Origin of the sequence: Micromonospora sp. WMMD730 (assembly GCF_049178955.1) — a bacterium.
GTDB lineage: Bacteria > Actinomycetota > Actinomycetes > Mycobacteriales > Micromonosporaceae > Micromonospora > Micromonospora wenchangensis.
The window spans coordinates 1,823,628-1,847,957 of record NZ_JBMHML010000002.1 but is presented as its reverse complement, the minus strand read 5'-3'; the positions used below and the strand labels follow the sequence as shown (position 1 = coordinate 1,847,957).

The 24,330-nt window shown below is 73.5% G+C and carries 27 protein-coding genes; 10 read left to right on the top strand and 17 right to left on the bottom strand.

Annotated elements, in window-relative coordinates; all coding sequences use genetic code 11:
- Positions 1–24: 24 nt before the first annotated feature.
- The 4 genes from ACN265_RS08405 to ACN265_RS08390 all read right to left on the bottom strand — a co-directional run bounded on the left by ACN265_RS08405 (position 25) and on the right by ACN265_RS08390 (position 4,273).
- Positions 25–633 (bottom strand): GTP-binding protein, encoded by a 609-nt coding sequence (locus tag ACN265_RS08405; RefSeq protein WP_204926120.1) that lies wholly within the window; start codon positions 631–633, stop codon positions 25–27.
- A complete protein-coding gene (locus ACN265_RS08400; protein ID WP_420119124.1) occupies positions 614–1,000 on the bottom strand; it encodes a DUF742 domain-containing protein in 387 nt (128 codons plus the stop codon). The genes ACN265_RS08405 and ACN265_RS08400 overlap by 20 nt, the downstream gene beginning before the upstream one ends.
- A gap of 5 nt (positions 1,001–1,005) precedes the next feature.
- Positions 1,006–1,428 carry a roadblock/LC7 domain-containing protein gene (locus tag ACN265_RS08395; protein ID WP_204926119.1) on the bottom strand — a complete coding sequence of 141 codons (423 nt, stop codon included), beginning with the start codon at positions 1,426–1,428 and terminating at the stop codon, positions 1,006–1,008.
- Positions 1,429–1,504: 76 nt separating this feature from the next.
- Positions 1,505–4,273 carry a nitrate- and nitrite sensing domain-containing protein gene (locus tag ACN265_RS08390; protein WP_421406626.1) on the bottom strand — a complete coding sequence of 923 codons (2,769 nt, stop codon included), beginning with the start codon at positions 4,271–4,273 and terminating at the stop codon, positions 1,505–1,507.
- A 275-nt stretch (positions 4,274–4,548) separates the two neighbouring features.
- Between ACN265_RS08390 and ACN265_RS08385 the strand changes: the two genes are divergently transcribed.
- The gene (locus tag ACN265_RS08385; protein WP_088645025.1) at positions 4,549–4,797 is read left to right on the top strand and encodes a DUF2630 family protein; all 249 of its coding nucleotides are present in this window, start codon (positions 4,549–4,551) and stop codon (positions 4,795–4,797) included.
- Positions 4,798–4,845: 48 nt separating this feature from the next.
- Here the strand turns inward: ACN265_RS08385 and ACN265_RS08380 are convergent, their stop codons facing one another.
- On the bottom strand, positions 4,846–5,775 hold the full coding sequence (locus ACN265_RS08380; protein WP_204926117.1) for a serine protein kinase RIO: 930 nt from the start codon (positions 5,773–5,775) through the stop codon (positions 4,846–4,848).
- A gap of 155 nt (positions 5,776–5,930) precedes the next feature.
- Positions 5,931–6,578, bottom strand: coding sequence for an HAD family hydrolase (locus ACN265_RS08375; protein WP_204926116.1), 648 nt, complete (start codon positions 6,576–6,578; stop codon positions 5,931–5,933).
- 230 nt (positions 6,579–6,808) lie between these two features.
- Here ACN265_RS08375 and ACN265_RS08370 point away from each other — a divergent pair, with 230 nt between their 5' ends.
- From ACN265_RS08370 to ACN265_RS08340, 7 genes are all read left to right on the top strand, one after another.
- Complete coding sequence (locus ACN265_RS08370) at positions 6,809–7,381, top strand: TetR/AcrR family transcriptional regulator (RefSeq protein WP_204926115.1); 573 nt, start codon at positions 6,809–6,811, stop codon at positions 7,379–7,381.
- A gap of 131 nt (positions 7,382–7,512) precedes the next feature.
- Positions 7,513–8,460 (top strand): TIGR04222 domain-containing membrane protein, encoded by a 948-nt coding sequence (locus ACN265_RS08365; RefSeq protein WP_421406623.1) that lies wholly within the window; start codon positions 7,513–7,515, stop codon positions 8,458–8,460.
- A complete protein-coding gene (locus ACN265_RS08360) occupies positions 8,457–9,275 on the top strand; it encodes a DUF692 domain-containing protein (RefSeq protein ID WP_421406621.1) in 819 nt (272 codons plus the stop codon). Before ACN265_RS08365 ends, ACN265_RS08360 begins: the two co-directional genes overlap by 4 nt.
- Positions 9,272–9,766, top strand: a complete 495-nt coding sequence (locus ACN265_RS08355; RefSeq protein ID WP_421406619.1) for a hypothetical protein — start codon at positions 9,272–9,274, stop codon at positions 9,764–9,766. Before ACN265_RS08360 ends, ACN265_RS08355 begins: the two co-directional genes overlap by 4 nt.
- A 49-nt stretch (positions 9,767–9,815) precedes the next feature.
- A complete protein-coding gene (locus ACN265_RS08350; protein ID WP_377684696.1) occupies positions 9,816–10,568 on the top strand; it encodes an SDR family oxidoreductase in 753 nt (250 codons plus the stop codon).
- 65 nt (positions 10,569–10,633) lie between these two features.
- Entirely contained in the window at positions 10,634–11,200 is a 567-nt protein-coding gene (gene mug / locus ACN265_RS08345) for a G/U mismatch-specific DNA glycosylase (protein ID WP_421411426.1), read from the top strand.
- A gap of 214 nt (positions 11,201–11,414) precedes the next feature.
- Positions 11,415–11,849, top strand: coding sequence for a hypothetical protein (locus tag ACN265_RS08340; protein WP_420119019.1), 435 nt, complete (start codon positions 11,415–11,417; stop codon positions 11,847–11,849).
- Positions 11,850–12,081: 232 nt separating this feature from the next.
- Here the strand turns inward: ACN265_RS08340 and ACN265_RS08335 are convergent, their stop codons facing one another.
- The 3 genes from ACN265_RS08335 to ACN265_RS08325 all read right to left on the bottom strand — a co-directional run bounded on the left by ACN265_RS08335 (position 12,082) and on the right by ACN265_RS08325 (position 15,230).
- Positions 12,082–14,064, bottom strand: a complete 1,983-nt coding sequence (locus tag ACN265_RS08335; protein WP_421411424.1) for an ABC transporter ATP-binding protein — start codon at positions 14,062–14,064, stop codon at positions 12,082–12,084.
- 127 nt (positions 14,065–14,191) lie between these two features.
- Entirely contained in the window at positions 14,192–14,959 is a 768-nt protein-coding gene (locus tag ACN265_RS08330) for an enoyl-CoA hydratase/isomerase family protein (RefSeq protein ID WP_421406616.1), read from the bottom strand.
- A gap of 43 nt (positions 14,960–15,002) precedes the next feature.
- Positions 15,003–15,230 carry a helix-turn-helix domain-containing protein gene (locus ACN265_RS08325; protein ID WP_007072022.1) on the bottom strand — a complete coding sequence of 76 codons (228 nt, stop codon included), beginning with the start codon at positions 15,228–15,230 and terminating at the stop codon, positions 15,003–15,005.
- Positions 15,231–15,432: 202 nt separating this feature from the next.
- Between ACN265_RS08325 and ACN265_RS08320 the strand changes: the two genes are divergently transcribed.
- The gene (locus tag ACN265_RS08320; RefSeq protein ID WP_307826230.1) at positions 15,433–16,035 is read left to right on the top strand and encodes a cadmium resistance transporter; all 603 of its coding nucleotides are present in this window, start codon (positions 15,433–15,435) and stop codon (positions 16,033–16,035) included.
- Between the two features lie 77 nt (positions 16,036–16,112).
- Here ACN265_RS08320 and ACN265_RS08315 read toward each other — a convergent pair whose 3' ends face one another.
- Positions 16,113–17,717, bottom strand: a complete 1,605-nt coding sequence (locus ACN265_RS08315) for an ABC-F family ATP-binding cassette domain-containing protein (protein WP_421406612.1) — start codon at positions 17,715–17,717, stop codon at positions 16,113–16,115.
- 247 nt (positions 17,718–17,964) lie between these two features.
- Between ACN265_RS08315 and ACN265_RS08310 the strand changes: the two genes are divergently transcribed.
- Positions 17,965–18,879: a neutral zinc metallopeptidase gene (locus ACN265_RS08310; RefSeq protein WP_357932017.1), complete on the top strand. Its 915-nt coding sequence runs from the start codon at positions 17,965–17,967 to the stop codon at positions 18,877–18,879.
- Positions 18,880–18,966: 87 nt separating this feature from the next.
- Here the strand turns inward: ACN265_RS08310 and ACN265_RS08305 are convergent, their stop codons facing one another.
- The 7 genes from ACN265_RS08305 to ACN265_RS08275 all read right to left on the bottom strand — a co-directional run bounded on the left by ACN265_RS08305 (position 18,967) and on the right by ACN265_RS08275 (position 24,329).
- Entirely contained in the window at positions 18,967–19,632 is a 666-nt protein-coding gene (locus ACN265_RS08305) for an acVLRF1 family peptidyl-tRNA hydrolase (RefSeq protein WP_421406610.1), read from the bottom strand.
- 118 nt (positions 19,633–19,750) lie between these two features.
- Positions 19,751–20,518: a LysE family transporter gene (locus ACN265_RS08300; protein ID WP_421406608.1), complete on the bottom strand. Its 768-nt coding sequence runs from the start codon at positions 20,516–20,518 to the stop codon at positions 19,751–19,753.
- A gap of 354 nt (positions 20,519–20,872) precedes the next feature.
- Positions 20,873–21,412: a metal-sulfur cluster assembly factor gene (locus tag ACN265_RS08295; RefSeq protein ID WP_232378083.1), complete on the bottom strand. Its 540-nt coding sequence runs from the start codon at positions 21,410–21,412 to the stop codon at positions 20,873–20,875.
- Positions 21,409–21,885, bottom strand: coding sequence for a Fe-S cluster assembly sulfur transfer protein SufU (gene sufU, locus ACN265_RS08290; RefSeq protein ID WP_088645039.1), 477 nt, complete (start codon positions 21,883–21,885; stop codon positions 21,409–21,411). Before sufU ends, ACN265_RS08295 begins: the two co-directional genes overlap by 4 nt.
- A complete protein-coding gene (locus tag ACN265_RS08285) occupies positions 21,885–23,189 on the bottom strand; it encodes a cysteine desulfurase (RefSeq protein WP_088645040.1) in 1,305 nt (434 codons plus the stop codon). Before ACN265_RS08285 ends, sufU begins: the two co-directional genes overlap by 1 nt.
- Before the next feature lie 22 nt (positions 23,190–23,211).
- Positions 23,212–23,985 carry a Fe-S cluster assembly ATPase SufC gene (gene sufC / locus ACN265_RS08280; protein ID WP_204926100.1) on the bottom strand — a complete coding sequence of 258 codons (774 nt, stop codon included), beginning with the start codon at positions 23,983–23,985 and terminating at the stop codon, positions 23,212–23,214.
- Positions 23,985–24,329 (bottom strand): non-heme iron oxygenase ferredoxin subunit, encoded by a 345-nt coding sequence (locus ACN265_RS08275; RefSeq protein WP_204926099.1) that lies wholly within the window; start codon positions 24,327–24,329, stop codon positions 23,985–23,987. The genes sufC and ACN265_RS08275 overlap by 1 nt, the downstream gene beginning before the upstream one ends.
- Between the last annotated feature and the right edge of the window lies 1 nt (position 24,330).

Genomic DNA, 24,330 nt, shown 5'->3' with positions numbered 1-24,330 from the left:
CGTCGGCGCGCGGTGCGGTCGTGCTCAGCCGCCGGCCGCCCGACGGCGGGCCTCGCGGGTCTTCATGGCGTGCTCCAGCAGCGTGATCAGCACGTTGCGGCCGGACTCCCGCTGCCGGGCGTCGCAGAGCAGCAACGGCACCTCCGGGTCCAGGTCCAGCGCCGCGCGGATCTCGTCGACGCCGAACCGGCGGGCGCCCTCGAAGCAGTTCACCGCCACCACGAACGGGGTGCCCCGCCCCTCGAAGTAGTCGATGGACGGGAAACAGTCGGCCAACCGTCGGGTGTCGGCCAGCACCACCGCGCCGAGCGCCCCCACCGCCAACTCGTCCCACAGGAACCAGAACCGGTCCTGCCCGGGGGTGCCGAAGACGTAGAGCACCAGGTCGTTGCTGATGGTGATCCGGCCGAAGTCCATCGCCACCGTGGTGGTGCTCTTGCGTTCCACACCGGACAGGTCGTCGACGCCGATGCCGGTCTCGGTCAGCACCTCCTCGGTCCGCAGTGGACGGCTCTCGCTGACCGCCCCGACCAGGGTCGTCTTGCCGGCCCCGAAACCGCCCGCCACCAGAACCTTGAGCGCGGTGGGCAGCACCCGCGCCCCCGCCGGACGTTCAGAGTGCCCGTAGTCCATTGATCACCGCCTCGTAGATGCTCTCGTCGTTGACACCGGCCGGCTCCCGGGGTTCCTGTACCCGGACCAGGTCCCGCGCCACCAGGTCACCGAGGAGCACCCGTACGGTGCCCACCGGCAGGTCCAGTCGGGCGGCGATCTCGGCCACCGACTGCATGCGTTGGGTCAGCGCCACGATCGCCACGTGCTCCGGCCCCAGCCCGGCCTCCTCGACCGCGTTCGTCCGGGTCGCCGTGACCAGCGAGATCAGGTCGAAGGAGCCGGTGACCGGGCGGGCCCGACCCCGGGTGACCGCGTACGGACGGACCACCGGGCCCGCGTGCTCGTCGACCCACTGTTCGTCCACGGGGTCGCCGTCACCGGCCATCGCGGTCAGTTCCCGCCGGACGGCTGATCGACGCCCCGGGCCGGGGACGCCACGTACTTGCCCACCCGGGCGACGAGCATCGCCATCTCGTACGCGATCAGGCCGACGTCGGCGTCCGTGCCGGCCAGCACCGCCAGGCAGGCGTTGGGCCCGGCCGCGGTGACGAACAGGAACGAGGACTCCATCTCGATGATGGTCTGCTGGACCTGCCCGCCGCCGAAACGCTTGCCGGCGCCCCGGGCCAGGCTCTGGATGCCGGCGGCCATCGCGGCGAGGTGTTCGCCGTCGTCCCGTCCCATCCCCCCGGACGCGGCCATCAGCAGGCCGTCCGTGGAGAGCGCGACGGCGTGCTCAGCCTGCTTGACCCGGCTGACCAGATCGTCGAGCAACCACGTCAGGTCGGCACCGGATGCCGTCGTCTGCCCCACTCGTCGTCCTCTTCCCCGGCGCGTACGCCGTGCTCGTTGCCGTCCCGTCGGCGGCGTCGCATCCGTCGCGACGCCGTCAGCCCGCCGGGTTGTCCGCAGCGTCCGGCCGGTCGCCGGCGCGGGTGCCCTCCAGCAGCCGGGCCGCGTCGCTGCGACCGCGTCGGGTGCCCGACTGGTAGGCGCTCATCAGTTGGCGTATCTGCTCGGGAGCACGCCGCGGGGTGCCTGCGGCCGCGGTCTCCCCGGCGCTCGGCGAGGCCCGCAGCCCGGGTGCCAGGTTCGCCTGGCGCACCCGCACCGGCAGTCCCGCGTCGGTCACCGGCCCTTCCACAGTAGGCGACGGCGGGTCGACACCGTCGTCCGCCGTCCGCCCGTCCCCGGTCGCCCGGTCGGCCGGGTCTGAGCCGCCCGACCGGCTCGTGGCCGGGTCGGTGTCGACCGGTCCGGCGTCGTCGACCGTGCCGGTGTCGACCGGACCCGCGTCCACCGGACCCGCGTCGACCAGGCCCGCGTCCACCGGGCCGGCGGTCGCCGGGGCGGGTCCGGGATCGGCCGACATGGCCGTCCACCGCCCGCCGGGTGGGGGTGCGTCGGTGGCCGCAGGCTCCGGGGTGGACGGTCGGAAACCGGTGACCGGCAGGCCGGTCGGGACGGTCGGCCCGTGCAGCGCGTCACTGACCGGTGGCGGGGCGGCGGCCGGGCCCGGCGGGCGCGGGGGCCGCTTGCGGGAGCGGGCGGGCAGCCCGGCCGGGGTCACCGCGCCCGACGGCGGGACAGCCCACGGGGCCGCCGACGTGGTCGTACCGGCTGGCGACGGGGTGGCCGGCGGCGCTGTCGCGGCGGTCGGCGGCGCGGCGGCCGGGACCGGCGGCGCGGTGGCCGGTGGCGGGGCCGCGAGGGTCGGCGGCGCGGCGGCGGTGACCGGGCCGGCGGCGAGGACCGGCTGGGCGCCGGACGGGCTCGGGTCACCGGGCACCACCAGCTCCGACGGGATCAGCACCACTGCGGTCGTGCCCCCGTAGGCGGACTCCTTGAGCTGCACCTTCACCCCGTGCCGCTCGGTCAGCCGGCTCACCACGTACAGGCCGAGGCGGGCGGCGTCGGCCAGGTTCAACTCGGAACGGTCGACGATCCGGCGGTTCGCCGCGACCAGTTCCTCCCCGGTCAGCCCCAGGCCACGGTCCTCGATCTCGATGGCGTACCCGGCGGTCACCAGTCGACCCCGCACCTCCACCGTGGTGTTCGGCGGCGAGAAGGACAGCCCGTTCTCGATCAGCTCGGCGAGCAGGTGGATCACGTCACCGACCGCCCGGCCGGCGAGCGCGACCGGCCCGAGCGGCAGCACGTCCACCCGGGTGTAGTCCTCGACCTCGGCGACCGCGCCGCGCACCACGTCCACCATGGGCACGTTGCGCCGCCAGGCCCGGCCCGGGGTGGCGCCGGAGAGCACGATCAGGTTCTCCGCGTTGCGCCGCATCCGGGTGGCCAGGTGGTCCACCCGGAACAGGTCCTCCAGTTCCTCGGCGTCGTGTTCGCGCCGCTCCATCGCGTCGAGCAGGGTGAGCTGGCGGTGCACCAGCGCCTGGGTCCGCCGGGCCAGGCTGAGGAACACCCCCCGGACGTTGCGACGCAGCTCGGCCTGCTCCACCGCCGTCCGCACGGCGGTCTCCTGCACGGCGTTGAACGCCCGCCCGAGCTGGCCGATCTCGTCGTCGCCGAAGTCCAGGGGCGGGGCCTCGCGGGCCACGTCGACGTCCTCGCCCCGGCCGAGCCGGTCCACCACCCCGGGCAGCCGCTCGTGGGCCAGCCGCAGCGCGGCGTCCCGCAGCCGGGCCACCTGGCGGACCAGGTGCCGGGCGGTGCTGATCGACACCACGATGGACGCGACGACGGCGATCAGGCCGAGGCCGGCGGCGAGCACCAGCCGGACGATGACGCCCACCGCGACCGGGGTGGCCCGGTCGATCAGTGCGTCGCCGATGGTCACCCCGAAGTCCACCTGGGCCTGCATCGCCGGCCCGACGGTCGACTGCCACTCCTGCGCGGTCAACGGCAGGGTGGCCCCCGACCGGGCCTGCTGGATCACCCGGTCCTCCAGCACCCGGAACCGGGCCACCGCGTCGGAGCCGGCGAGCTGGTCGTAGCGGACCCGGTCGGCCGGGGACAGCTCGCCGGCCGCCTCCGCGGTCTGGTAGCGCTGGGCGCCGACCAGCTGGGCGAAGCGGGCGTACTCGTCGCCGGTCATCCGGCCCGCCGCGAGCACCCCGGTGATCAGGGCGTCCTGCTGGGAGATCAGTTCCCGCACCTGGTAGAGGTCGACCAGGGTCTCGCTCTCGGCGGCGATCCGCGGATCGTCGAGCTGGCCGAGCGAGCCGTACATCCGCAGCACCGCGGCCAGGATGGCGGTGTACGCGGCCGACGCCTCGGCCCGGTTCACCCCCGCGTCGCGCACCGACTCCCGCACGCCGGTGAGACCACTGAGCCCGGTCAGCACCTCGTCCACCCGGCGGCGGGTGTCCTCCCCGGTGGCCAGCTCGGCCTGCCAACTGCCCACCGACGTGCCGAAGTCGTCCGACACCAGGTCGGTGCGCTGCCACTGGGCGGTCAGGGCGTCGAGTTGCGGCTGGCCGCGTTCGCCCAGGTAGGCGTTGGCGAGCCGGCGCTCGTCCTGCAACGCGGTGAGCAGCGCCTGGCCCGGGTCGGCCACCCGGCTGTTGAGCGTCTGCACGAACAGCAGGGTGAAGCCGTCCTGGACGGTCACCCAGGCCGCGAAGGACCAGAGCGCGACGAGCGAGGTGAGCAGGGCGACGATTTTGGTACGCAGACGTGTGCTGCCGGAACCCATCACACCGCCCCCGGGCCGGACCGTGGCCGCCGGACGCCCGACGCGTCACGACACACCTGAACCCGGCGCACGCTAGCAGTCGGCAGCACCATCGCTCAAGCCATGCTGATCATGGAGGCGGGGCCGGTGCCGCAGGTCGGAGGCGATGGTGACCACCATGGATGGTAGCGGCCCGACGGCGGTGCCGGGCCGGCGGCGGGTCGGACGGGACCGTCGCCGGGACGACCGACCCCGATCGCGGGCGCGGCCGACCCCGCTGTGCCAGGCTCAGGGGCATGGACGACAAGAGCATCCTGCACCGGATCTCGGAACTGGTCGACGAGGAGCACCGGCTCCGGTCGGCGGCCCAGGCCCACGAATCCGGCACCGACGACGAGGCCAAGGAACAACTGCGCGCGCTGGAGGAGTCCCTGGACCAGTGCTGGGACCTGCTGCGCCGCCGCCGGGCGGCCCGGGAGGCGCACGGCGACCCGGAGGCACAGGGGGCCCGGCCGGTGTCGGAGGTCGAGCGTTACCTCCAGTGACGCCCCCGACGCCCCGGACGGCCGTCGGCCGTCCGGGGCGTCGCCGCGTCAGCGCATCCCCGCCTCCCGCAGCAGCAGCGCGGTGAGGGCAGCCGGATCGGTGTCGGCGGCGGGCAGGCCCCGGGCGGTGAACCAGGTCGCCACCACCCGCACGTCGCGGGCCAGGAACTCCGGCCCCTGCGGGTTGGCCACCACGTCGACCACCTGCGGCAGGTCGATCATGACGAGCCGCCCCGCGTGCACCAGCAGGTTGTACGGCGACAGGTCGCCGTGGGCGTAGCCGGCCCGGGCCAGCACCATCAGGGCGTCCACCAGTTGCTCCCAGAGGGAGCGCAGCTCGTCCGGGTCGGGGCGTACCTGGGCCAGCCGGGGTGCGGCGGTCCCCTCGTCGGGGTCGCCGACGAACTCCAGCATCAGCTCGGTGCCGAGCAGTTGTACCGGGTACGGCACGGCGATCCGCCCGGACTCCGCCCCGACCTCCCAGAGCCGGGACAGCGCGGCGAACTCGGCCGCCGCCCACTGACCGGCGATCATCTGCCGGCCGAACGCCGTCCGGCCGGCCATCGCCCGGTTCTCCCGGGACCGGCGGACCCGGCGTCCCTCCAGGTAGCCGGCGTCACGGTGGAAGAGCCGGTGCTGGGCGTCGCGGTAGCGCTTGACCGCCAGCAGGCAGGACCGGTCGGTGTCGGGCACCGCCCGGCGGACGAGGTGGACGTCCGCCTCCTTGCCGGTCTTGAGCACGCCGAGGTCGGTGTCCCGGGCGGCCAGCTCGGTGACCAGCCACCGCGGGTGCGGTTCGGGCCCGTGCACGGCCTGGTCCCAGGAGGACCAGTGGTCCTCCGGCTCGGGGTCGGGTTCGTCCTCGGGTGCGGTGCCGGCCGGCTGCCGGCCGTACGTCAGAAGGGGTGTCTCGTCGTCGTCGAAGCGGCTCTTGCCGCGGCCACGGCGCTGCGGCGCCGGGATGTCGTGTTCGCGCACGGTGCTGGTGATCCCTTGATCGAGGCTGATGGAGGCAGGTGGTACGACCCTGCGAAGACGGCCATGACCGACCCCCTTTCCTCGACCGGGCCCCGCCCGGCTGCGCGTGCGCGCCGGCCCATGCTGGCCGACGCCCCGCGCGGGACACAACCGATTTACCCGCCGGCGAGCACCACCGAGACGGCCGCGATCAACGAGTCGACGGTACGGGTGGGGGCGAACCGGGTGTCGGTCCAGCTCCGACCCCGGTGCAGCCAGACGCTGGGCAGGCCGACCGCGGCGGCCCCGCCGATGTCCGCCTCCGGGCTGTCGCCCACCACCCACGCGCCGCGCAGCGGCAGCCGGGCCCGCTGGGCGGCCAGCGCGAAGATCCGGGGGTTGGGCTTGCTGACACCGGCCTCCTCGGAGATCACCCAGTCGGCGACGTAACGGTCCAGGCCGGTCTGCCGGATCTTGGCGTCCTCCAGCCGGACCGAACCGTTGGTGACCACCACCGGTAGCCACCCCGCGTCGTCGGCGATCCGCAGCGCGCAGGCCACCAGCGGATCCAGCCGGGTGTAGCCGACCACCCCGTCGTGCAGCTCCTCGACCAGGTCGATGGAGGGGATGCGCAGCGCGTACCGGTCCCGGATGGCGTCGGCGATGTCCCACCGGTCGGTCAGGCCGTCGGCGTCGATGGACAGCAGCCAGTCGATGTCGGTGGCCGGCGCGCCGATCTCGGCCAGGAAACCCTCGGCCCAGGCGCGGAACGGCCCGGCCCGGTCGAGCAGGGTGTTGTCCAGGTCGAGCAGGAGCAACGGCACTGAGGCACCTTACGGGAGAGGGGACCGCCGCCGACAGGGTCGAACCACCCGTCGTCGGCCGTCGGGCGGCCGGGGTCGGGCGGGTGCGGGGCACGGGTGGGGGGAGGTGACCAGGGCTGTCGCCACCGGCCGATCCTAACCGGACGCGCGTCCGGCAGGCCGAGGTGACGGCCAATAGCAAGCCGTACGTACGGTTTGCCTTGCGCACGGTCACCTGCGACGATCGACCCGTGCCCAGAGTAAGTCAGGACCAGCTCGACGCGCGCCGCCAGGAGATCCTCGGCGCGGCCCGAGCCTGTTTCGCCCGGCACGGCTACGAGGGAGCCACCGTGCGCCGGCTGGAGGAGGCCACCGGGCTGTCCCGGGGCGCCATCTTCCACCACTTCCGCGACAAGGACTCGCTCTTCCTCGCCGTCGCCGAGGACGACGCCGCCGCGATGGTCGCCACGGTGGCCCGCAACGGCCTCGTCCAGGTGATGCGGGACCTGCTCGCCCGCGCGGTCTCCCCGGACACCACCGGCTGGCTGGGCAGCCAACTGGAGGTGTCCCGCCGGCTGCGTACCGACCCGGCGTTCGCCAGCCGGTGGGCGCAACGGTCGGCCGCCATCGCCGAGGCGACCCGGGACCGGCTCGCGCGGCAACGCGAGGCCGGGGTGCTCCGCGAGGACATCGACATCGACGTGCTGGCCCAGTTCCTGGAGCTGGCGTACGACGGGCTGGTGCTGCACCTGGCGATGGGCCGGCCCGCCGGCGATCTCGGGCCGGTGCTGGACCTGGTCGAGGAGGCCGTCCGCCGCCGCTGACCCCACCCCGGGGCGGCAGCCGTGGGAGCGGGCAGGTCTCGGCTCGGTAACTCGCCCACCGCCGCCGTGCCCGCGTGGCGGGGCTGTCCCACAATGGGGCCGCGATCCCCCTCGCGCGACAGGAGCAGCCCATGAACACCCTTGCCGCAGCGGGCGACACCTGGGGCATCCCCGGCCCGCTCTTCCTGAAGCTCTACCTCCTGGTGGCCGTCGTCGCCGTGATCGGCGTGCTGGTGCACCGGCGGCGCACGGCCGCCGGACCCGACGCGGTCGGCGCCGAACAGCTCGGTCCGCAGCAGGTCGCCTACCTCAACGGCGGCGACCAGCTCGCCATCTGGGCGGCGCTGGGTGGGCTGCGCGGCGCCGGCGCGATCGACGTCAGGGCGAACGGCCGGTTGACCGCCACCGAGTCGGCACCCCACGGGCTCACCCCGCTCGACCACGCGATCCGGCACGCCGCCCGCCGGTCGGTCGCCGCCCGCGAGCTGCGCCGCGACGCCGGGGTGTCCCGCGCCCTGCAGGAGCTGCGGCAGGGGTTGGAGCAGCGCGGCCTGCTGATCGACGCCGACGGGGTACGGGCCCTGCGGCGCGGACGGAACCTGCTGCTGGTGCTGCTGGGCCTGGGTGTGGTGCGGCTGGTCTCCGGGCTGGTCAACGGCCGGCCGGTCGGCTGGCTGCTGCTCGCCCTGGCCGGGCTCGGGGTGGCGTTCGCCCTGGTGGCCCGCACGCCCCGGCGGACCAGGACGGCGAACGTGATGATGAGCCGCCTGCGCAGCAGCAACCACCACCTCGCCCCGGACTCGGCCCCGGCCTACGCGACCTACGGTCCGGCCGGCGCGGCGATGGGGGTGGCCCTGTTCGGCACCGTCTCCCTCTACGCGCTCGACCCCGGCTTCGCCGCACAGGCGGAGATCCAGCGGCAGGCGTTGAACGCCGGCAGCGGCAGCGGCTACACCGGTTCCACGGGTGTCACGTGCGGCGGCAGCACCTCGTCGGGCGACAGCGGCTCGTCGTGCGGTGGCGGCAGCTCCTGCGGCGGCGGCGGAGGATGCGGCGGTGGCGGCGGGTGCGGCGGATGACCCGGCCGCAGGGGGTGGGCATCGGCTGGCGGCCGGAGATCGCCGGTTTCGTCGCCGAGCTGCCCGGCCTGCGTTTCGTCGAGGTGGTGGCGGAGTCGCTCGCCCCCGACGGCCCCCTCCCACCGGGGCTGGCCGCGCTGCGGGAGCGCGATGTCACCGTCGTACCGCACGGGGTGCGCCTCTCCCTCGGCGGCGCGGAGCCGGTCGACCCGGCCCGGGTGACGCACCTGGCCCGGGTGGCCGAGCTGGTCGGCGCGCCACTGGTCAGCGAGCACATCGCGTTCGTCCGGGCCGGCGGGCTGGAGGCCGGGCACCTGCTGCCGCTGCCCCGGACCCGGGAGGCGGTGGCGGCGGTGACGGCGAACGTCGCGCGGGCCCGGGCGGAGCTGCCGGTGCCGCTGGCGTTGGAGCCGATCGCGGCGCTGTTCGACTGGCCCGACGACGAGCTGGACGAGGCGGACTTCCTCACCGAGATCCTCGACGCCACCGACGCGGAGCTGCTGCTCGACGTGGCCAACGTCTATGCCAACGCCCGCAACCGGGGCCAGGACCCGCAGGCCCTGCTGGACCGGCTGCCGCTGGAACGGATCGCCTACGTGCACGTGGCCGGCGGGGCCGAGCACGGCGGGCTCTACCACGACACGCACACCGATCCGGTGCCCACCGAGGTGCTGGAGCTGGTCGGCGCGCTGGCCGCCGGCCGCCGGCCGCCGCCCCTGCTGCTGGAACGCGACGGCCACTACCCGCCCGCCGACGTGCTGCGGGCCGAGCTGGACGCCCTCGCCACCGCCGCCGGCCACCCGGTCGTCACATGAGCCCGACGCACCCCCTCGGGTCGGCCCCGTTGCCCGACGCCACCGGACCGGAAGGGCTGGCCGCCCGACAGGCCGCGCTGGTCGCCGCCCTGGTCGCCGGGGCTCCGCTGCCCGCCGGCTTCGCCACCGACCGGGTCGACGCCGCCCGGCGGGCACTGCTACGCAAGCGGGCCGGGGAGGTCGCCCGCCACTGGCCGCTGCTCGCCGCCGGGCTCGGCGACACCTGGCCGGCCACCTTCGCCGGCTGGGCGGCCGGCCGGCCCACCGCCGGATCGCTGCGCGACGGCTGGGACCTCGCCCGCACGCTGCGCGACCAGGGCGCCCTCCCCCCGCTCGGCGCACAGGAGCTGGCCGCCCGCGAGGCCACCCACCGCTACGACGGCCGGCATCCGCCCCGCCGCCGCCGGTTGCCGGCCCTGGCCCGCAGCGGCGACGCCGTCGCCCTCCAGCTCGCCGGCCGGGTACGCCTGCTGCGCTCCACCCGCCGCTGACCACCGGGCCGCCGCGCCGGCCACCGCCGGATACGGCAGGATCGGCGGCATGGATCTCGGACTCACCGATCGGGTGTACGTGTTGACCGGCGCGTCCCGGGGGCTCGGCTTCGCGACCGCACGGTGCCTGGTCGCCGACGGGGCGCGGGTGGTCCTGTCGGCCCGGACGCCGGAGCGGGTCGCCGGGGCGGTCGACCTGCTGGGTGGGCCCGGGCACGCCATCGGCCTCGTCGCCGACCTGGCCGACCCGAGCCTGCCCGAGCGGCTGGTGATCGCCGCCCGGGAACACTTCGGCCGGCTCGACGGGGCGCTCGTCTCGGTGGGTGGGCCGCCCGCCGGCACCGCCGCCCAGGTGAGCGACGCGCAGTGGCGGGAGTCCTTCGAGACGGTCTTCCTGGGCACCGTGCGGACGGCCCGGACGGTGGCCGCCGCGCTCACCGAGGGCGGCGCGATCGGGCTGGTGCTGTCCACCTCGGCCCGTACCCCGATCACCGGCCTCGGCATCTCCAACGGGCTGCGGCCCGGCCTCGCCGGGGTGGCCAAGGACCTGGCCGACGAGCACGGTCCGCGCGGCGTACGGGTGCTGGGCCTGCTGCCCGGACGCTTCCTGACCGACCGCAACCGGGAACTGCTCGGCGACGACGAGACGGCCCGCGCCGCCGCGGAGGCCGGCATCCCGCTGCGCCGCATCGGCGATCCGGCCGAGTTCGGGCGGGTCGCCGCGTTCCTGCTCTCCCCCGCCGCCGGCTACGTCACCGGGGTCAGCGTGCCGGTCGACGGCGGCGCGCTGCGCAGCCTGTGACCCCGCAACGCCGCTCGACGGGACCTGTCGCCACCCCCGCACCGGCCCGCACCACCTCCGGACCGGTGCGGCGGCCGGACCGGGCGGAACTGGCCGCGGCGGCGGACCGCACCATCCCGGACGTGATCGGCCCCGGGCTGACGGTGCTCTTCGTCGGGATCAACCCGGGCCTGTGGTCGGCGGCCACCGGTTGGCACTTCGCCCGGCCGGGCAACCGCTTCTGGCCGGCCCTGCACCGGGGCGGCTTCACCCCACGCCAACTGCACCCGAGCGAGCAGGACATGCTGCCCGGGTTCGGCCTGGGCATCACCAACATGGTGGCGCGGGCCAGCGCCCGGGCCGACGAGCTGACCCCGGCGGAACTGCTGGCGGGCGCGCGGACACTGACCGACAAGGTGACCCGCTACCGGCCGACCTGGGTGGCCGTGGTCGGGGTGACCGCCTACCGGATCGGGTTCGCCCGGCCCCGGGCCGGCTTCGGCCCGCAGCCGGAACCGCTGGCCGGCGCGCGGCTGTGGGTGCTGCCCAACCCGAGCGGCCTGAACGCCCACTTCACCCCGCAGACCCTGGGGGACGCCTTCGGCGAGCTGCGCGCCGCGGTGACCGGCCTGCCGCCCTCCCCCGCCGGCTGACCACGACCGTCCCCGCACTCACGGTAGGCCGCGTCGCGCGTTCACGATGTGTCGTGTAAATGCCGACATCAAGGCAATAAATTGCGAACGACGGGTCCCACTGCAATTGACGTAGATTTATTTCGCGCGTGCTTTCGAGTTCACGTTGGTCTAACATTGGAACCGCAATCGGCTACACGCCGTTAACGCATTTCCCCTCACGTCGGGAGCAGTTATGCCACAAGTCCGTTCTTCCCGCTTCGTCCGCCTGTTGGCTGCGGGCGCCGCCGGGGCCGCCGCGGTGGCCGTGTTGCCCGCGGTCAGCGCCCAGGCCGGCACCTCACCGTTCACCGTCTCGGTCAAGGGTGGCTACAACAACAGCCAGTCCCTCGGCACCGCCACCGGAACCATCACGGGTACGGGCAGTAACCAGGCAACCTACTCGGTGACGCTGTGCGGGCAGAGCACCTACCCGAGTTCCCAGGTGACCATCAAGGGCGGCACCGCCAGCGCCGCGCACACCGTCTACTACCAGAACTGCGAGACCTTCACCGGCGACCTCGTCTCCGCCTATGGATTCACCAACATCGAGGTCACGGTGTCCGGTTCCACCTTCTACCCGGGCAACCAGTACACGACGTACACGAAGGCCCGCACGATCTACTTCTGAGTGGTACGCGCGGCATGACGAAACGGGCACCGAATTGACGGCCATCGGTTCAACCAGCCGGTGACCCGCGTCCTCCGGCGCCCGGCGTGGGAATTGCGTCAGAATGGGGACCAGGTCGGGGCCGCTCCCCCCGGCCTGATCCCGTATCGCCGGCGACAACACGCCGCCGACCGGCGCCCACCACCCGGCGGTCCGCACGGACACCGCCGGCCGCCCCCTGACCGGGGACGTGTCAGTTGGCCACAGCCGGAGGTCGCGCCTCCTGGGCGACGTAGGTGCCCATGGGCACGGTGGTGACGATCGGCTCGGCCGGCTCGACGGCATCCGGGTACGTGGGCGACTCGGCGACCGCGAACTGGGTGCGGTACAGCTCGGCGTAGAGCCCACCCACCGCGACCAGCTCGTCGTGCCGGCCCCGCTCGACGATCCGGCCGTCGTCGAGGACGAGGATCTGGTCGGCGTCGCGGACCGTGGAGAGCCGGTGCGCGATCACCAGCGCCGTCCGCCCGGTCAGCGCCACGGCCAGCGCCCGCTGCACGGCCGCCTCACTCTCCGAGTCGAGGTGGGCGGTGGCCTCGTCGAGGATCACGATCGACGGGGCCTTGAGCAGCAGTCGGGCGATGGCGATGCGTTGTTTCTCCCCACCGGAGAAGCGGTAGCCGCGCTCACCGACGGTCGTGTCCAACCCGTCGGGCAGGGCACGCACCAGATCGGCCACCTGGGCGCCGGCCAGCGCCGCCCAGATCTCGTCGTCGGTGGCGTCCGGCTTGGCGTACCGCAGGTTCTCGGCGATCGTCTCGTGGAACAGGTGGGAGTCCTGGGTGACCACGCCGATCTCGTCGCGCAGCGAGGCGAGGGTGGCGTCCCGGACGTCGACCCCACCGACCCGCACCTCGCCGTCGGTGACGTCGTAGATCCGGGAGATCAGCATGGACAGGGTCGACTTGCCGGCCCCCGACGGCCCGACCAGGGCCACCATCTGCCCCGGCTCGACCCGGAACGACACCCCCTTGAGCACCGGCTCGCCGGCCGTCCGGTCGAGGGTGGCGACCTCCTCCAGCGACGCCAGCGAGACGTCGGCGGCAGCCGGGTAGCGGAACCGGACGTCGCGGAACTCGACCCGCCCGGCACCGGCGGGCACCGGCACCGCTTCGGGCTTCTCCTCGATGCCGGGGCGCAGGTCGAGCACCTCGAAGACCCGGTCGAACGAGACCAGCGCGCTCATCACGTCGACCCGGACGTTGGACAGCGCGGTCAGCGGACCGTAGAGGCGGGTGAGCAGCAGGGCGAGCGTGACCACGGTGCCGGCGCTGACCGCGCCGGTGACCGCCAGCCAGCCGCCGAGCCCGTAGGTGAGCGCCTGGGCCAGCGAGGCGACCAGCAGCATCGCCACGAAGAAGGTGCGTGAGTACATCGCCGACTGGATGCCGATGTCGCGGACCCGCTCGGCCCGCGCGGCGAACCGACCCGCCTCCACGCCGGGCGAGCCGAACAGCTTGACCAGCAGCGCCCCGGCCACCCCGAACCGCTCGGTCATGGTGGCGTTCATCTTGGCGTCGAGGTTGTACGACTCCCGGGTGATCTCGGCCAGCCGCCGGCCCACCCGCCGGGCGGGGATCACGAAGATCGGCAGCAGGATCAGCGAGAGCGTGGTGATCTGCCAGGAGAGGGTGAACATCACCCCGGCGGTGAGCACCAGCTGGATCACGTTGCTCACCACCCCGGACAGGGTGGAGGTGAACGCCCGCTGGGCACCCATCACGTCGTTGTTGAGCCGGCTGACCAGGGCCCCGGTCTGGGTGCGGGTGAAGAACTGCAACGGCATCCGCTGCACGTGGTCGTAGACCCTGGTGCGCAGGTCGAGGATGATGCCCTCGCCGATACGGGCCGAGTACCAGCGTTGGACCAGGGAGAAGATCGCGTCGGCGACGGCCAGCCCGCCGATGACCAGGGCGAACCGCACGACCGTGGCACCGGCCTCCGGCCCGCCGCGGCTGATCGCGTTGATCACGTGCCCGGCGAGCACCGGGGTGGCCACCCCGATCACGGCGGCGATCACCACGGTCACCAGGAAGATGACGATGTCCCGCCGGTAGGGGTGGGCGAACGCCATGATCCGCTTGGCGGTGCCGCGCTTGAGCCGGTGGGCGGAGACCTCGTCGCCGTGGCGGATCGACCGGAGCATGCTCCAGCCGGCCATGTTGCCGCCCGTCATCGGGTTGGACATCGGTCACCTCCGTGTCGTGGCGGCACGCACCGTCGGGGTCGATTCTCCCCACGCCTACGACAACCTCGGCGGTAACCCGGCTCTTCCCGGGCAGTCCTTACCGACCGCCGGCCGGCTACTCGCCCCGGCCGGCCAGGTCACGCAGCCGGCGGGTCTGCGCCTCACGCTCGGCCCGCTGCTGCTCGGTGTGGGAGCGGCCGGCGGCGCCGGCGAGCAGCGCCTTGATCTCCACCACCGCGTCCCGGTTGCCGGCGAGCAGGCCGGCGGTGAGGTCACCGACCGCCGCGTCCAGCTCGGCGTTCGGCACCACCAGGTTGGCCAGGCCGATCCGGTCGGCCTCCGCGGCGTCCATCCGCCGGCCGGTAGTGCACAGCTCCAGGGCGCGGGCGTAGCCGACCAGCTCGACCAGCCGCTTCGTGCCGGCCAGGTCGGGGACCAGACCGAGGGTGACCTCGGCCATCGACAGCTTGGCGTCCTCGGCGAGGACCCGCAGGTCGCAGGCGAGCGCGAGCTGGAAGCCCGCGCCGATGGCATGACCCTGCACGGCGGCCACCGAGATCACGTCGGGGCGGTGCAGCCAGGTGAAGCCCTGCTGGTAACCGGCGATCCGGTCGGCGCACTCCTGCTCGGGCAGGGTGGACAGCTCGGCGAAGGAACCCGGCCCCTGGGCACCGGCCACCGACAGGTCGAGGCCGGCGGAGAACGACCGCCCCTCGCCGCGTACCACCACGACGCGCACGTCGCCCGGCAGGTCCCGGGAGAAGTCGCTCATCGCGCGCCACATCGCCGGAGTCTGGGCGTTGAGCACGTCGGGCCGGCACAACGTGACCGTCGCGACCGGCCCGTCGCAGTGCAGTAGCACCCCGGTCGTCTCGGCGGTCACCGGACCGCCCGGGGCGTGCTGACGGACGACGCTGGTGGGCGGGTCACGCCTTCTTGCGACGCCGGGCGCCGCCGCGCTGCCGCAGCTGCACACCGGACTCGGTGAGCACACGGTGGATGAACCCGTAGGATCGCCCGGTCGAGGCGGCGAGCGCGCGGATGCTCTCCCCGCCGGTGTACCGCTTTACCAGGTCCTTGGCGAGCGTCTGACGCTCGGCTCCGACGATCCGGCGACCCTTCTCAGTGCTGGTGGCTGTGCCAGTGGCTGCCATGCTGATTCCTCACGTCCCAGACTGTGCGGTTCGATACGGTCCCACCTATTAGACCGTCTCGAACGATCATGCGCCAGATATCAACTCTTCGCCAACCGACACGCTATGCAGTGTCGTCAACCCGATAGAGTGACCCTGCACTCGGTCGACGGCTGCTAGCGCGCCCTGGTGGCCCTGGTCGGCGGCCCGTAGCCTGCCGGTCGTGACCGACCTGCTGGGCGACGTGAGCGGCGCGGCGGCCGTCTTCGCCGCCACCAACCTCGACGACATCGTGGTGCTGACCGTACTCTTCGTGGCCGCCCGCGGTACGGGACGACCCCGCCCGTGGCAGATCGTCACCGGTCAGTACCTGGGCATCGCCACCCTCGTCGCGGCCGCCCTGGTGGTCGCCGCCGGCCTGCTGGTGGTGCCCGATCCGTGGACCGGCCTGCTCGGGCTGCTGCCGGTCGCGCTCGGGGTCCGGGCGCTGCTGGCCCGCACCGACGACGACTCGCCGCCGGCCGTGGTCGGCGGACTGCTCGGGGTCGCCGGGGTGACGGTCGCCAACGGCGCCGACAACATCGCCGTCTACGTCCCGGTGTTCCGCGCCCTCGACCCGGCCACCGGACTGGTCTACCTGCTGGTCTTCGCGCTCCTGGTCGCCGTCTGGTGCGGTGCCGCCGCGCTGCTCGGCGGGCACCCCCGGGTGGTCCACCTGGTCGGCCGGGCCGGGCACTGGCTGGTCCCGGTCGTCTTCGTCGCCATCGGCCTGGTGATCCTGGTCGGCTCGGGCGTCCTCGGCCGGCTGGCCGACCTCGCCCGCTGACCACCGGCCGGACCGGCCACGGGCCGTTGGCCGGGCAGCCGACCCCGCCGGCCGTCGCGGGCGGGGTCGGGGCCGGATCAGGCCAGCTCGACCAGTTCCAGGAGGTCGTCGCTCCAGGCGTCCTCGTCGCCGTCGGGGAGCAGGATGGCCCGGTCGGGCTTGAGCGCGAGCACCGCGCCCGGGTCGTGGGTGACCAGCACGATCGCGCCGGGGTAGTTGGCGATGGCGTCGAGCACCTGCTCACGGCTGACCGGGTCGAGGTTGTTCGTCGGCTCGTCCAGCAACAGCACGTTCGCGCCGGAGCAGACCAGGGTCGACAGGGCGAGCCGGGTCTTCTCGCCACCGGACAGCACCCCGGCGGGCTTGTTCACGTCCTCGCCGGAGAACAGGAAGGCACCGAGAATCTTGCGGAGGTCGGTGTCGGACTGCTCGATCGCCGCCGCCCGCATGTTCTCCAGCACCGTGCGTTCCACGTCCAGCGTCTCGTGCTCCTGGGCGTAGTAGCCCAGCCGCAGGCCGTGCCCGGCGTGCACCTCGCCGGTGTCCGGCGGGAGCAGGCCGCCGAGCATCCGCAGCAGCGTGGTCTTGCCGGCGCCGTTGAGCCCGAGGATCGCCACCCGGGAACCACGGTCCACCGCGACGTTCACGTCGGTGAAGATCTCCAGCGAGCCGTACGACTTGGACAGGCCGGTCGCGGTCAGTGGGGTCTTGCCGCACGGCGCGGGGTTGGGGAACCGGACCTTCGCCACCTTGTCGGAGACCCGTACCTCCTCCAGGCCGGAGATCAGCTTCTCGGCCCGGCGGGCCATGTTCTGCGCGGCGACGGTCTTGGTGGCCTTGGCCCGCATCTTGTCCGCCTGCGCCATCAGCGCGCCGGCCTTCTTCTCGGCGTTGGCCCGTTCCCGGCGGCGACGACGCTCGTCGGTCTCCCGCGCCGCCAGGTACGCCTTCCAGCCCAGGTTGTAGACGTCGACCACGGATCGGGTGGCGTCGAGGAACCAGACCTTGTTGACCACCGACTCCAGCAGCGAACCGTCGTGGGAGATCACGATCAGCCCACCCTTGTGGTTGGCGAGGAAGCCGCGCAGCCAGGTGATCGAGTCGGCGTCGAGGTGGTTGGTGGGCTCGTCGAGCAGCAGGATGCCGCCGCCGTTCTCCCCCGCGTCGCGGAACAGGATGCGGGCCAGTTCGATGCGGCGTCGCTGACCACCGGAGAGGGTGCCGATGGTCTGCGCGAGAGCCCGGTCGGGCAGCCCCAGGTTGGCGCAGATCCGGGCGGCCTCGGCCTCGGCGGCGTACCCGCCCAGCGAGGCGAACTGGTCCTCCAGCACGCCGTAGCGGCGGACGAGCTTGTCGTCGACGCCGTCGGCGAGTTGCTGCTCGATCTCCTTCATCTGGGCCATCAGCACGTCCAGCCCCCGGGCGGAGAGCACCCGGTCCCGGCCGGTGACCTCCAGGTCGCCGGTACGCGGGTCCTGCGGCAGGTAGCCGATGGCGCTGCGCCTGTCGATCTGCCCGGCGTACGGCTGCCCCTCGCCGGCCAGTACCTTGAGGGTCGTGGTCTTACCGGCGCCGTTGCGACCGACCAGTCCGATCCGGTCACCGGGCTGCACCCGCAGGGTGGTGTCGGACAGGAGGATCCGGGAGCCGGCGCGCAGTTCCAGGCCGGTGACACTGATCATTTCCGGTACTCGCTCTCGGGGGGTCTGGAAGGGCTGACTCAGGGCACGCGAAAGCGCCGGCGGGTCAGTGGTTCCCGTCGGCGCGGGGCGGTTCAGCCTTCGCAGCGCAGCACCCGACAAGTGTACCGGGCGGCCCGACGCGCACCGCCCGGATTACCGTACAAGATCATCGGGTACCGAAAATGCCGTCCGGACCCGGTCCGGTACCGCAACCCTCAGACGTGACGAATCGGTGATCGGGGTCAACATGGAGCTGAACGAGAACGCGCGGATCGACACCGGCCAGGTGGACGACCGGCGAGGGTCCGGTGGGGGTGGCGGGGGCATCCCGATCCCGATCCCGGGCGGCGGCGGACGCGGCGGCATCGTCGGGCTGATCATCGCCGTGCTGGTGGCCCTGGTGGGCGGCGGTTTCGGGCTGAACGCCATGACCGGCGGCGGGTCCGAGACCGGCGACAACACGGAACTCACCCAGAAGTGCTCCGCCGACGACGCGCTCAAGCAACTGGACTGCCGCAACACCCTCTACGTCAACTCGATCCAGGCGTACTGGCGCACCGCCCTGCCCGAGCGGTTCGGCCAGCAGTACCAGCCGTCCAAGACGGTCTTCTTCAGCCAGGGCGTCAACACCGGCTGCGGCCAGGCCGACTCCGGCGTCGGGCCGTTCTACTGCCCCGCCGACGACCTGGTCTACATCGACCTGACCTTCTACCAGACCCTCGCCGACCAGCTCGGTGCCGAGGGTGAGTTCGCCCAGCCGTACGTGCTGGCCCACGAGTACGGCCACCACGTGCAGGACCTGCTCGGCACCGAGGCGCAGATGCGCCGCCAGCAGCAGCGGGACCCGGGCAGCGCCAACGCGCTCTCGGTCAAGCTGGAACTCCAGGCCGACTGCTACGCCGGCGCGTGGGCCAAGAACGCCACCGGCACCGCCGACGAGCAGGGGCAGAAGATCTTCAAGAGCATCACCGAGCAGGACATCGCGCAGGCGATCGACACCGCCGAGAAGATCGGCGACGACGCCATCTCCAAGCGGGCCAACCGCCCGGTCAACCCGGAGGAGTTCACCCACGGCTCCTCCGAGCAGCGCAAGCAGTGGTTCACCAAGGGCTACACCACCGGTGACCCGAAGTCCTGCGACACCTTCGGCGGCAGCCTCTGACCGACACCGGGTCGGCAGGTCGCGGCGGTCGGCGGGGCGCACGCCCCCCGGCCGCCGCCGTCGTTCCCGGGGGCGGGTGGCCCGGTGTCAGGCGGGGTCGCGGACCAGGATGTGCACCGCGCGGGCAGCGGTGATCGCGCCGACCAGCACCGCGTGCCGTGGCTCGGGCACGTCGAGCAGCCGATCGGCCCGCAGCCCGGCGAGCGGGGCCAACCGCCGGTCGGCCAGGACCGTGTCGACGGCCCGCCGGTCACCCCCGCAGACCACCGCCGCCAGCGTCGCCGCCTCCGGCAGCAGCAGCCGTACGGCCAGTTCCGCCGCGTCGCCCAGGGCCGCCCTGGCCTGGTTGTCCCGCCGCCGGGCGAACCGCTGCTGCGACCAGCCCCCGGCGGCGGTGCGGCCCTGCACGTACCGGGTGTCCACCTTGGAGACCAGCAGCTCGGTGCCGAGCGCCACGCCGACCGCCACCGCGCCCTTGCGGGCCAGCAGCAGCCCGAGCCGGCGGGGCGCGACGGCGGCGTCGACGAACCCCGGCACGTCGTCGACCTGCCGGGCCGCCGCCCCGGTGCCGCCGCCCGGCGGGAGGTGCAGCTCGGCGGTCGCCCCGTCGGCGGCGGTGAGCAGCAGGCCGTACCCCTGCGGGGAGGCGACGGGCGGGCCGTGCCGGTCGGCGAAACCCGCCACCCAGCGGGCGACGCGGGTCGGATCGACCTCGATCCACCGGCCGCCACCGGCCGCGGGTCGGCTGCTCATCACCCGACCGTACGGCACGCCGGACGGCGGCCCGGTGGACGACCCACCGCACGACGGCAGCCCGGCGGGCGGACGCCGTCGGGGCCGGCGGGAACGACGCGGCCGGTGTGGGGGCCGTTCACCGCACGACCAGCATGGCGACGGCGAGGGCGGCGATGATCAGGCTGGACAGCAGGCCGGTCACCAGTCGACCACGCGGGCCGGCCAGCACCCGGCCGACCAGGGTGCCGCTCCCGGCGATCAGCAACTGCCAGCTCGCCGAGGCGACGAAGACCCCGAGGACGAACAGCGCGGCGGCTGCCGGTGCCGCCCGCGCCGCATCGGCACGGCCGAGGACCAGCGCCGTGAAGTAGACCACCGTGGCCGGGTTGAGCAGAGTCAGCGCCAACACCCCGACGAACGCGCGCGCCGGCGTGTTCATCCCCCGAACCGGCTCCGACCCGCCCGACTCCGGCCCGGGACCGCCCCGACCCGACTGCCCCGGCTGCGACCCGCCCGGCTCCGACCCGCCCGACTCCAGCCCACCCGGCTTGAACCCACCCGATCCCGGACCGAGCGGCTCCGGTCCAGCCGACGCCGACCCGCCCGACGGCGGTCGGGAGCGCCAGGTCCGCCAGCCGCCGTGGACGGCGAGCACCAGCAGCACCACCGCCGCCGCCACCCGCAGCGGCCCGGCGACCGGGGCGACCACGGCGGCCACCGCCGCGCCGCCGAGTACCGCCACGGCGGCGTAGAGCCCGTCTGCGGTGGCGACGCCGAACGCGGCAGCCGCACCGACCCGCAACGAGGTACGGGCGCTGAGCCCGAGGATGAGCACCGCGATCGCACCGACCGGGACGGCGACCCCGTAGCCGGCCACCAGCCCGGCCAGGAAGGCGGCGGTCACGACGAGCGGTGGCGGGCCGAGCCGCGCCCCTGACGGGTCTGCTGTCGGCGCGCGGTGGTGCTGGCGCGGACAGGGCCCTGCACCGGGTACGTCTCGATCACCGGCCCATCATCGGCCCCGCACCCGACACCCAGCCACCGGATTGTCCGCCGCCACCGTACTGATCGACTCAACGGGGGCGAACCAGCGGTATCGGACGGCCCGGACACCCCTACATCGGCCCCGTTGAGTCGATCACCCCGCCCGGACCCGGACCCGGGCCGGGGCACGGCAGGGCGGGTGGGGCAGGGCGGGTGGACGACGGCGGGCGCGGCACCCGGTGTGGGTGCCGCGCCCGTGAGGTCGGACCGCAGGTCAGACGTTGAAGCCGAGGGAACGGAGCTGGTCCCGCCCCTCGTCAGTGATCTTGTCCGGCCCCCACGGCGGCAGCCAGACCCAGTTGATCCGGATGTCGTCGACCAGTCCCCCACCGGGGCCGGTGGTCAACGCCTGCCGGGCCTGGTCCTCGATCACGTCGGTGAGCGGGCAGGCCGCCGAGGTCAGCGTCATGTCCAGGGTGGCGACGTTCTGGTCGTCCACGTGCACGCCGTACACCAGGCCGAGGTCGACCACGTTGATGCCGAGTTCGGGGTCGACGACGTCCTTCATCGCCTCCTCGATGTCGGCGAGGGCCGCCCGGCTGCCGCTCGACGCGGCCTCCGCCGGGCCGTCGGCGGCCGGGGACCCGGCGACACCGTCGGCGGCCGTGGTGCCGGCGACACCGTCGGTCGCCGGGGTCGCGGCGGCGTCCGCCGGGCCGGCGGCACCGTTGGTGGCCGGCGGCGTCACCGCGTCGGTCGTCGTGCTGGCGTCGCCGGTCTCCGGCGTCGCCGCGGTAGCGGTGTTCTCGCTCATGCCTCCACCTCCGTCGGGCTCACGCCCACCCCCGCGCGTGCCGCGGCGTCCTTGAACGCCATCCACGGCAGCAGCGCGCACTTGACCCGGGCCGGGTAGCGGGCGACACCCGCGAAAGCCACCCCGTCACCGAGTAGTTCCTCGTCCGGCGTGACCTGGCCACGGCCGGACATCAACGCCACGAACCCCGCGTGCACGGCGGCGATCTCCCCCGCGCACCGGCCGGAGAGCCGGTCGTACAGCACGCTCGCCGACGCCTGACTGATCGAACAGCCCGCACCGTCGTAGGAGATGTCCACCACGATGTCGCCGACGGCGGCCACCCGTACGGTGACCTCGTCGCCGCAGGTCGGGTTGACGTGGTGCGCCTCGCCCACCTCCGCGTCGGGGCGGTCGGCGTCGCGCAGCCCACGCCCCTGCGGGCGCTTGTAGTGGTCCAGGATGATCTCCTGGTAGAGCTGGTCCAGCTGCATCAGTCGAAGATCCTCCGCACCTGTTCGAGACCCGCCACCAGGGCGTCGATCTCCTCCGTGGTGGTGTACAGGTAGAACGACGCCCGGGTCATCGCCGGCACCCCGAACCGGGTGCAGACGGGCTTGGCGCAGTGGTGGCCCACCCGCACCTGCACGCCGAGCGAGTCGAGGACCTGCCCGACGTCGTGCGGGTGCACGTCGCCGAGCGCGAACGAGATGGTGCCGCCCCGGCCCACCGGCACCGTCGGGCCGAAGATCCGCAGGCCCGGCACGGTCGCGAGCGCGTCCAGCGCGTACGCGGTCAGCTCCTTCTCGTGCCACTGGATCGCCCGCATCCCGACGCCGGTGAGGTAGTCGACCGCCGCGCCGAGCGCGACGGCCTCGGCGATCGGCGGGGTGCCCGCCTCGAACCGGGCCGGCGGCGCGGCGAACGTGGACCGGGCCATCGACACCGTCTCGATCATCGAGCCGCCGCCCATGACCGGGGGCATCGCGGCGAGCAGCTCGCCCCGCCCCCACAGCACGCCGATGCCGGTCGGCCCGCACATCTTGTGCCCGGTGAACACGATGAAGTCGGCGTCCAGGTCGACCACGTCGATCGGCTGGTGCGGCACCGACTGCGAGCAGTCGAGCAGCAGCAGCGCGCCCACCTGGCGGACCCGTTCGGTGATCCGGGCGGTGGCGTTGACCGTGCCGAGGATGTTGGAGGTGTGCACCAGCGCGACGATCTTCGTCCGCTCGGTGACCAGGTCCGCCAGCCCCGACTCGTCCAGCCGGCCGGTGTCGGTGACCGGGAACCAGCGCAGCGTCGCGCCGGTCCGCTCGGCCAGCAACTGCCACGGGACGATGTTCGAGTGGTGCTCCATCTCGGAGATCACGATCTCGTCGCCGGGGCCGAGCCGGAACCGCTCGTCGGCGTCGGCGCGCAGCGAGGCGTTGGAGAAGGCGTACGCCACCACGTTGATCGCCTCGGTGGAGTTCTTGGTGAACACCACCTCGTCGACGCTCGGCGCGTTGACGAACGCGGCGATCTTCGCCCGCGCCCCCTCGTACGCCTCGGTCGCCTCGGTGCCCAGGGTGTGCACCGAGCGCGACACGTTGGCGTTGTGCATCGCGTAGTGCCCGGCGAGCACGTCGAGCACCTGGCGGGGTTTGTGCGAGGTGTTGGCGCTGTCGAGGTAGACCAGCCGGTGCCCGTTGACCTCCCGGTCGAGGATCGGGAAGTCGGCCCGCACCGCGGCCACGTCGAAGCGCGGCACGTCGTCGTACTGCGGCATCCCGTCCGGGATGGCGATGGTGGTCATCTCAGCGGTCCCCGTCCGTGTGTCAGGCCCGCGCCGCGCCGGCTCCGGCGACGTACCGCTCGTAGCCCTCGTCCTCGAGCTTGTCGGCCAGTTCCGGCCCACCCTGCTCGACGATCCGGCCGGCCACGAAGACGTGCACGAAGTCGGGCTTGATGTAGCGCAGGATGCGGGTGTAGTGGGTGATCAGCAGCAGGCCGGTGTCGCCGGTGTCACGAACCCGGTTGACCCCCTCGCTGACCACCCGCAGCGCGTCCACGTCGAGGCCGGAGTCGGTCTCGTCGAGGATGGCGATCTTGGGCTTGAGCAGTTCGAGCTGCACGATCTCGTGCCGCTTCTTCTCGCCGCCGGAGAAGCCCTCGTTGACGTTGCGCTGGGCGAACGCCGGGTCCATCTGGAGCTTCTCCATCGCGCCGCGCAGCTCGCCGCCCCAGGTACGCAGCTTCGGGGCCGCGCCGTCGATGGCGGTCTTCGCGGTACGCAGGAAGTTCGCCACCGAGACGCCGGGCACCTCGACCGGGTACTGCATGGCCAGGAAGAGGCCGGCGCGGGCCCGCTCGTCGACGGTCATCTCCAGCACGTCGACCCCGTCGAGGGTCACCGAGCCGCCGGTGATCTCGTACTTGGGGTGACCGGCGACCGAGTACGCCAGGGTCGACTTGCCGGAGCCGTTCGGGCCCATGATCGCGTGGGTCTCCCCCGACCGGACGGTCAGGTCGACGCCGGACAGGATCGGCTTGAGCTCACCCTCGGGCAGCTTGACCGACACCTTCAGGTCGCGGATCTCCAGGGTGCTCATTATCGGGTCACTCCATTGCTCGGCGTCGGGCGGCCGTCGGCGCCCACGGGAAGGTAGATGTCGCCGTCGCGGACCTCGACGGCGTAGACGGGAACGGGTTCGGTGGCGGGCAGCCCGGTGGGCTCACCCGTGCGCAGGTCGAACCGGGAACCGTGCAGCCAGCATTCCAGCGTGCAGCCCTCGACCTCACCCTCGGACAGGGCCACCGAGGCGTGCGAGCACTCGTCGTGCACCGCGTAGAACTCGCCGTCGGTGCCGTGCACGACGGCGACCTGGAGGCCGTCCACGTCGGCGCTGATCACGGTGCCCTTCGGCACGTCCTCGGTCGCGCAGATCCTGATCATG

Coding starts and splice junctions, on each gene's coding strand:
- ACN265_RS08405 (WP_204926120.1), bottom strand. CDS start 633: ATGGACTACGGGCACTCTGAACGTCCGGCGGGGGCGCGGGTGCTGCCC.
- ACN265_RS08400 (WP_420119124.1), bottom strand. CDS start 1,000: ATGGCCGGTGACGGCGACCCCGTGGACGAACAGTGGGTCGACGAGCAC.
- ACN265_RS08390 (WP_421406626.1), bottom strand. CDS start 4,273: ATGGGTTCCGGCAGCACACGTCTGCGTACCAAAATCGTCGCCCTGCTC.
- ACN265_RS08385 (WP_088645025.1), top strand. CDS start 4,549: ATGGACGACAAGAGCATCCTGCACCGGATCTCGGAACTGGTCGACGAG.
- ACN265_RS08365 (WP_421406623.1), top strand. CDS start 7,513: ATGAACACCCTTGCCGCAGCGGGCGACACCTGGGGCATCCCCGGCCCG.
- ACN265_RS08360 (WP_421406621.1), top strand. CDS start 8,457: ATGACCCGGCCGCAGGGGGTGGGCATCGGCTGGCGGCCGGAGATCGCC.
- ACN265_RS08355 (WP_421406619.1), top strand. CDS start 9,272: ATGAGCCCGACGCACCCCCTCGGGTCGGCCCCGTTGCCCGACGCCACC.
- ACN265_RS08350 (WP_377684696.1), top strand. CDS start 9,816: ATGGATCTCGGACTCACCGATCGGGTGTACGTGTTGACCGGCGCGTCC.
- ACN265_RS08340 (WP_420119019.1), top strand. CDS start 11,415: ATGCCACAAGTCCGTTCTTCCCGCTTCGTCCGCCTGTTGGCTGCGGGC.
- ACN265_RS08335 (WP_421411424.1), bottom strand. CDS start 14,064: ATGACGGGCGGCAACATGGCCGGCTGGAGCATGCTCCGGTCGATCCGC.
- ACN265_RS08325 (WP_007072022.1), bottom strand. CDS start 15,230: ATGGCAGCCACTGGCACAGCCACCAGCACTGAGAAGGGTCGCCGGATC.
- ACN265_RS08315 (WP_421406612.1), bottom strand. CDS start 17,717: ATGATCAGTGTCACCGGCCTGGAACTGCGCGCCGGCTCCCGGATCCTC.
- ACN265_RS08310 (WP_357932017.1), top strand. CDS start 17,965: ATGGAGCTGAACGAGAACGCGCGGATCGACACCGGCCAGGTGGACGAC.
- ACN265_RS08305 (WP_421406610.1), bottom strand. CDS start 19,632: ATGAGCAGCCGACCCGCGGCCGGTGGCGGCCGGTGGATCGAGGTCGAT.
- ACN265_RS08295 (WP_232378083.1), bottom strand. CDS start 21,412: ATGAGCGAGAACACCGCTACCGCGGCGACGCCGGAGACCGGCGACGCC.
- sufU (WP_088645039.1), bottom strand. CDS start 21,885: ATGCAGCTGGACCAGCTCTACCAGGAGATCATCCTGGACCACTACAAG.
- ACN265_RS08285 (WP_088645040.1), bottom strand. CDS start 23,189: ATGACCACCATCGCCATCCCGGACGGGATGCCGCAGTACGACGACGTG.
- sufC (WP_204926100.1), bottom strand. CDS start 23,985: ATGAGCACCCTGGAGATCCGCGACCTGAAGGTGTCGGTCAAGCTGCCC.
- ACN265_RS08275 (WP_204926099.1), bottom strand. CDS start 24,329: ATGATCAGGATCTGCGCGACCGAGGACGTGCCGAAGGGCACCGTGATC.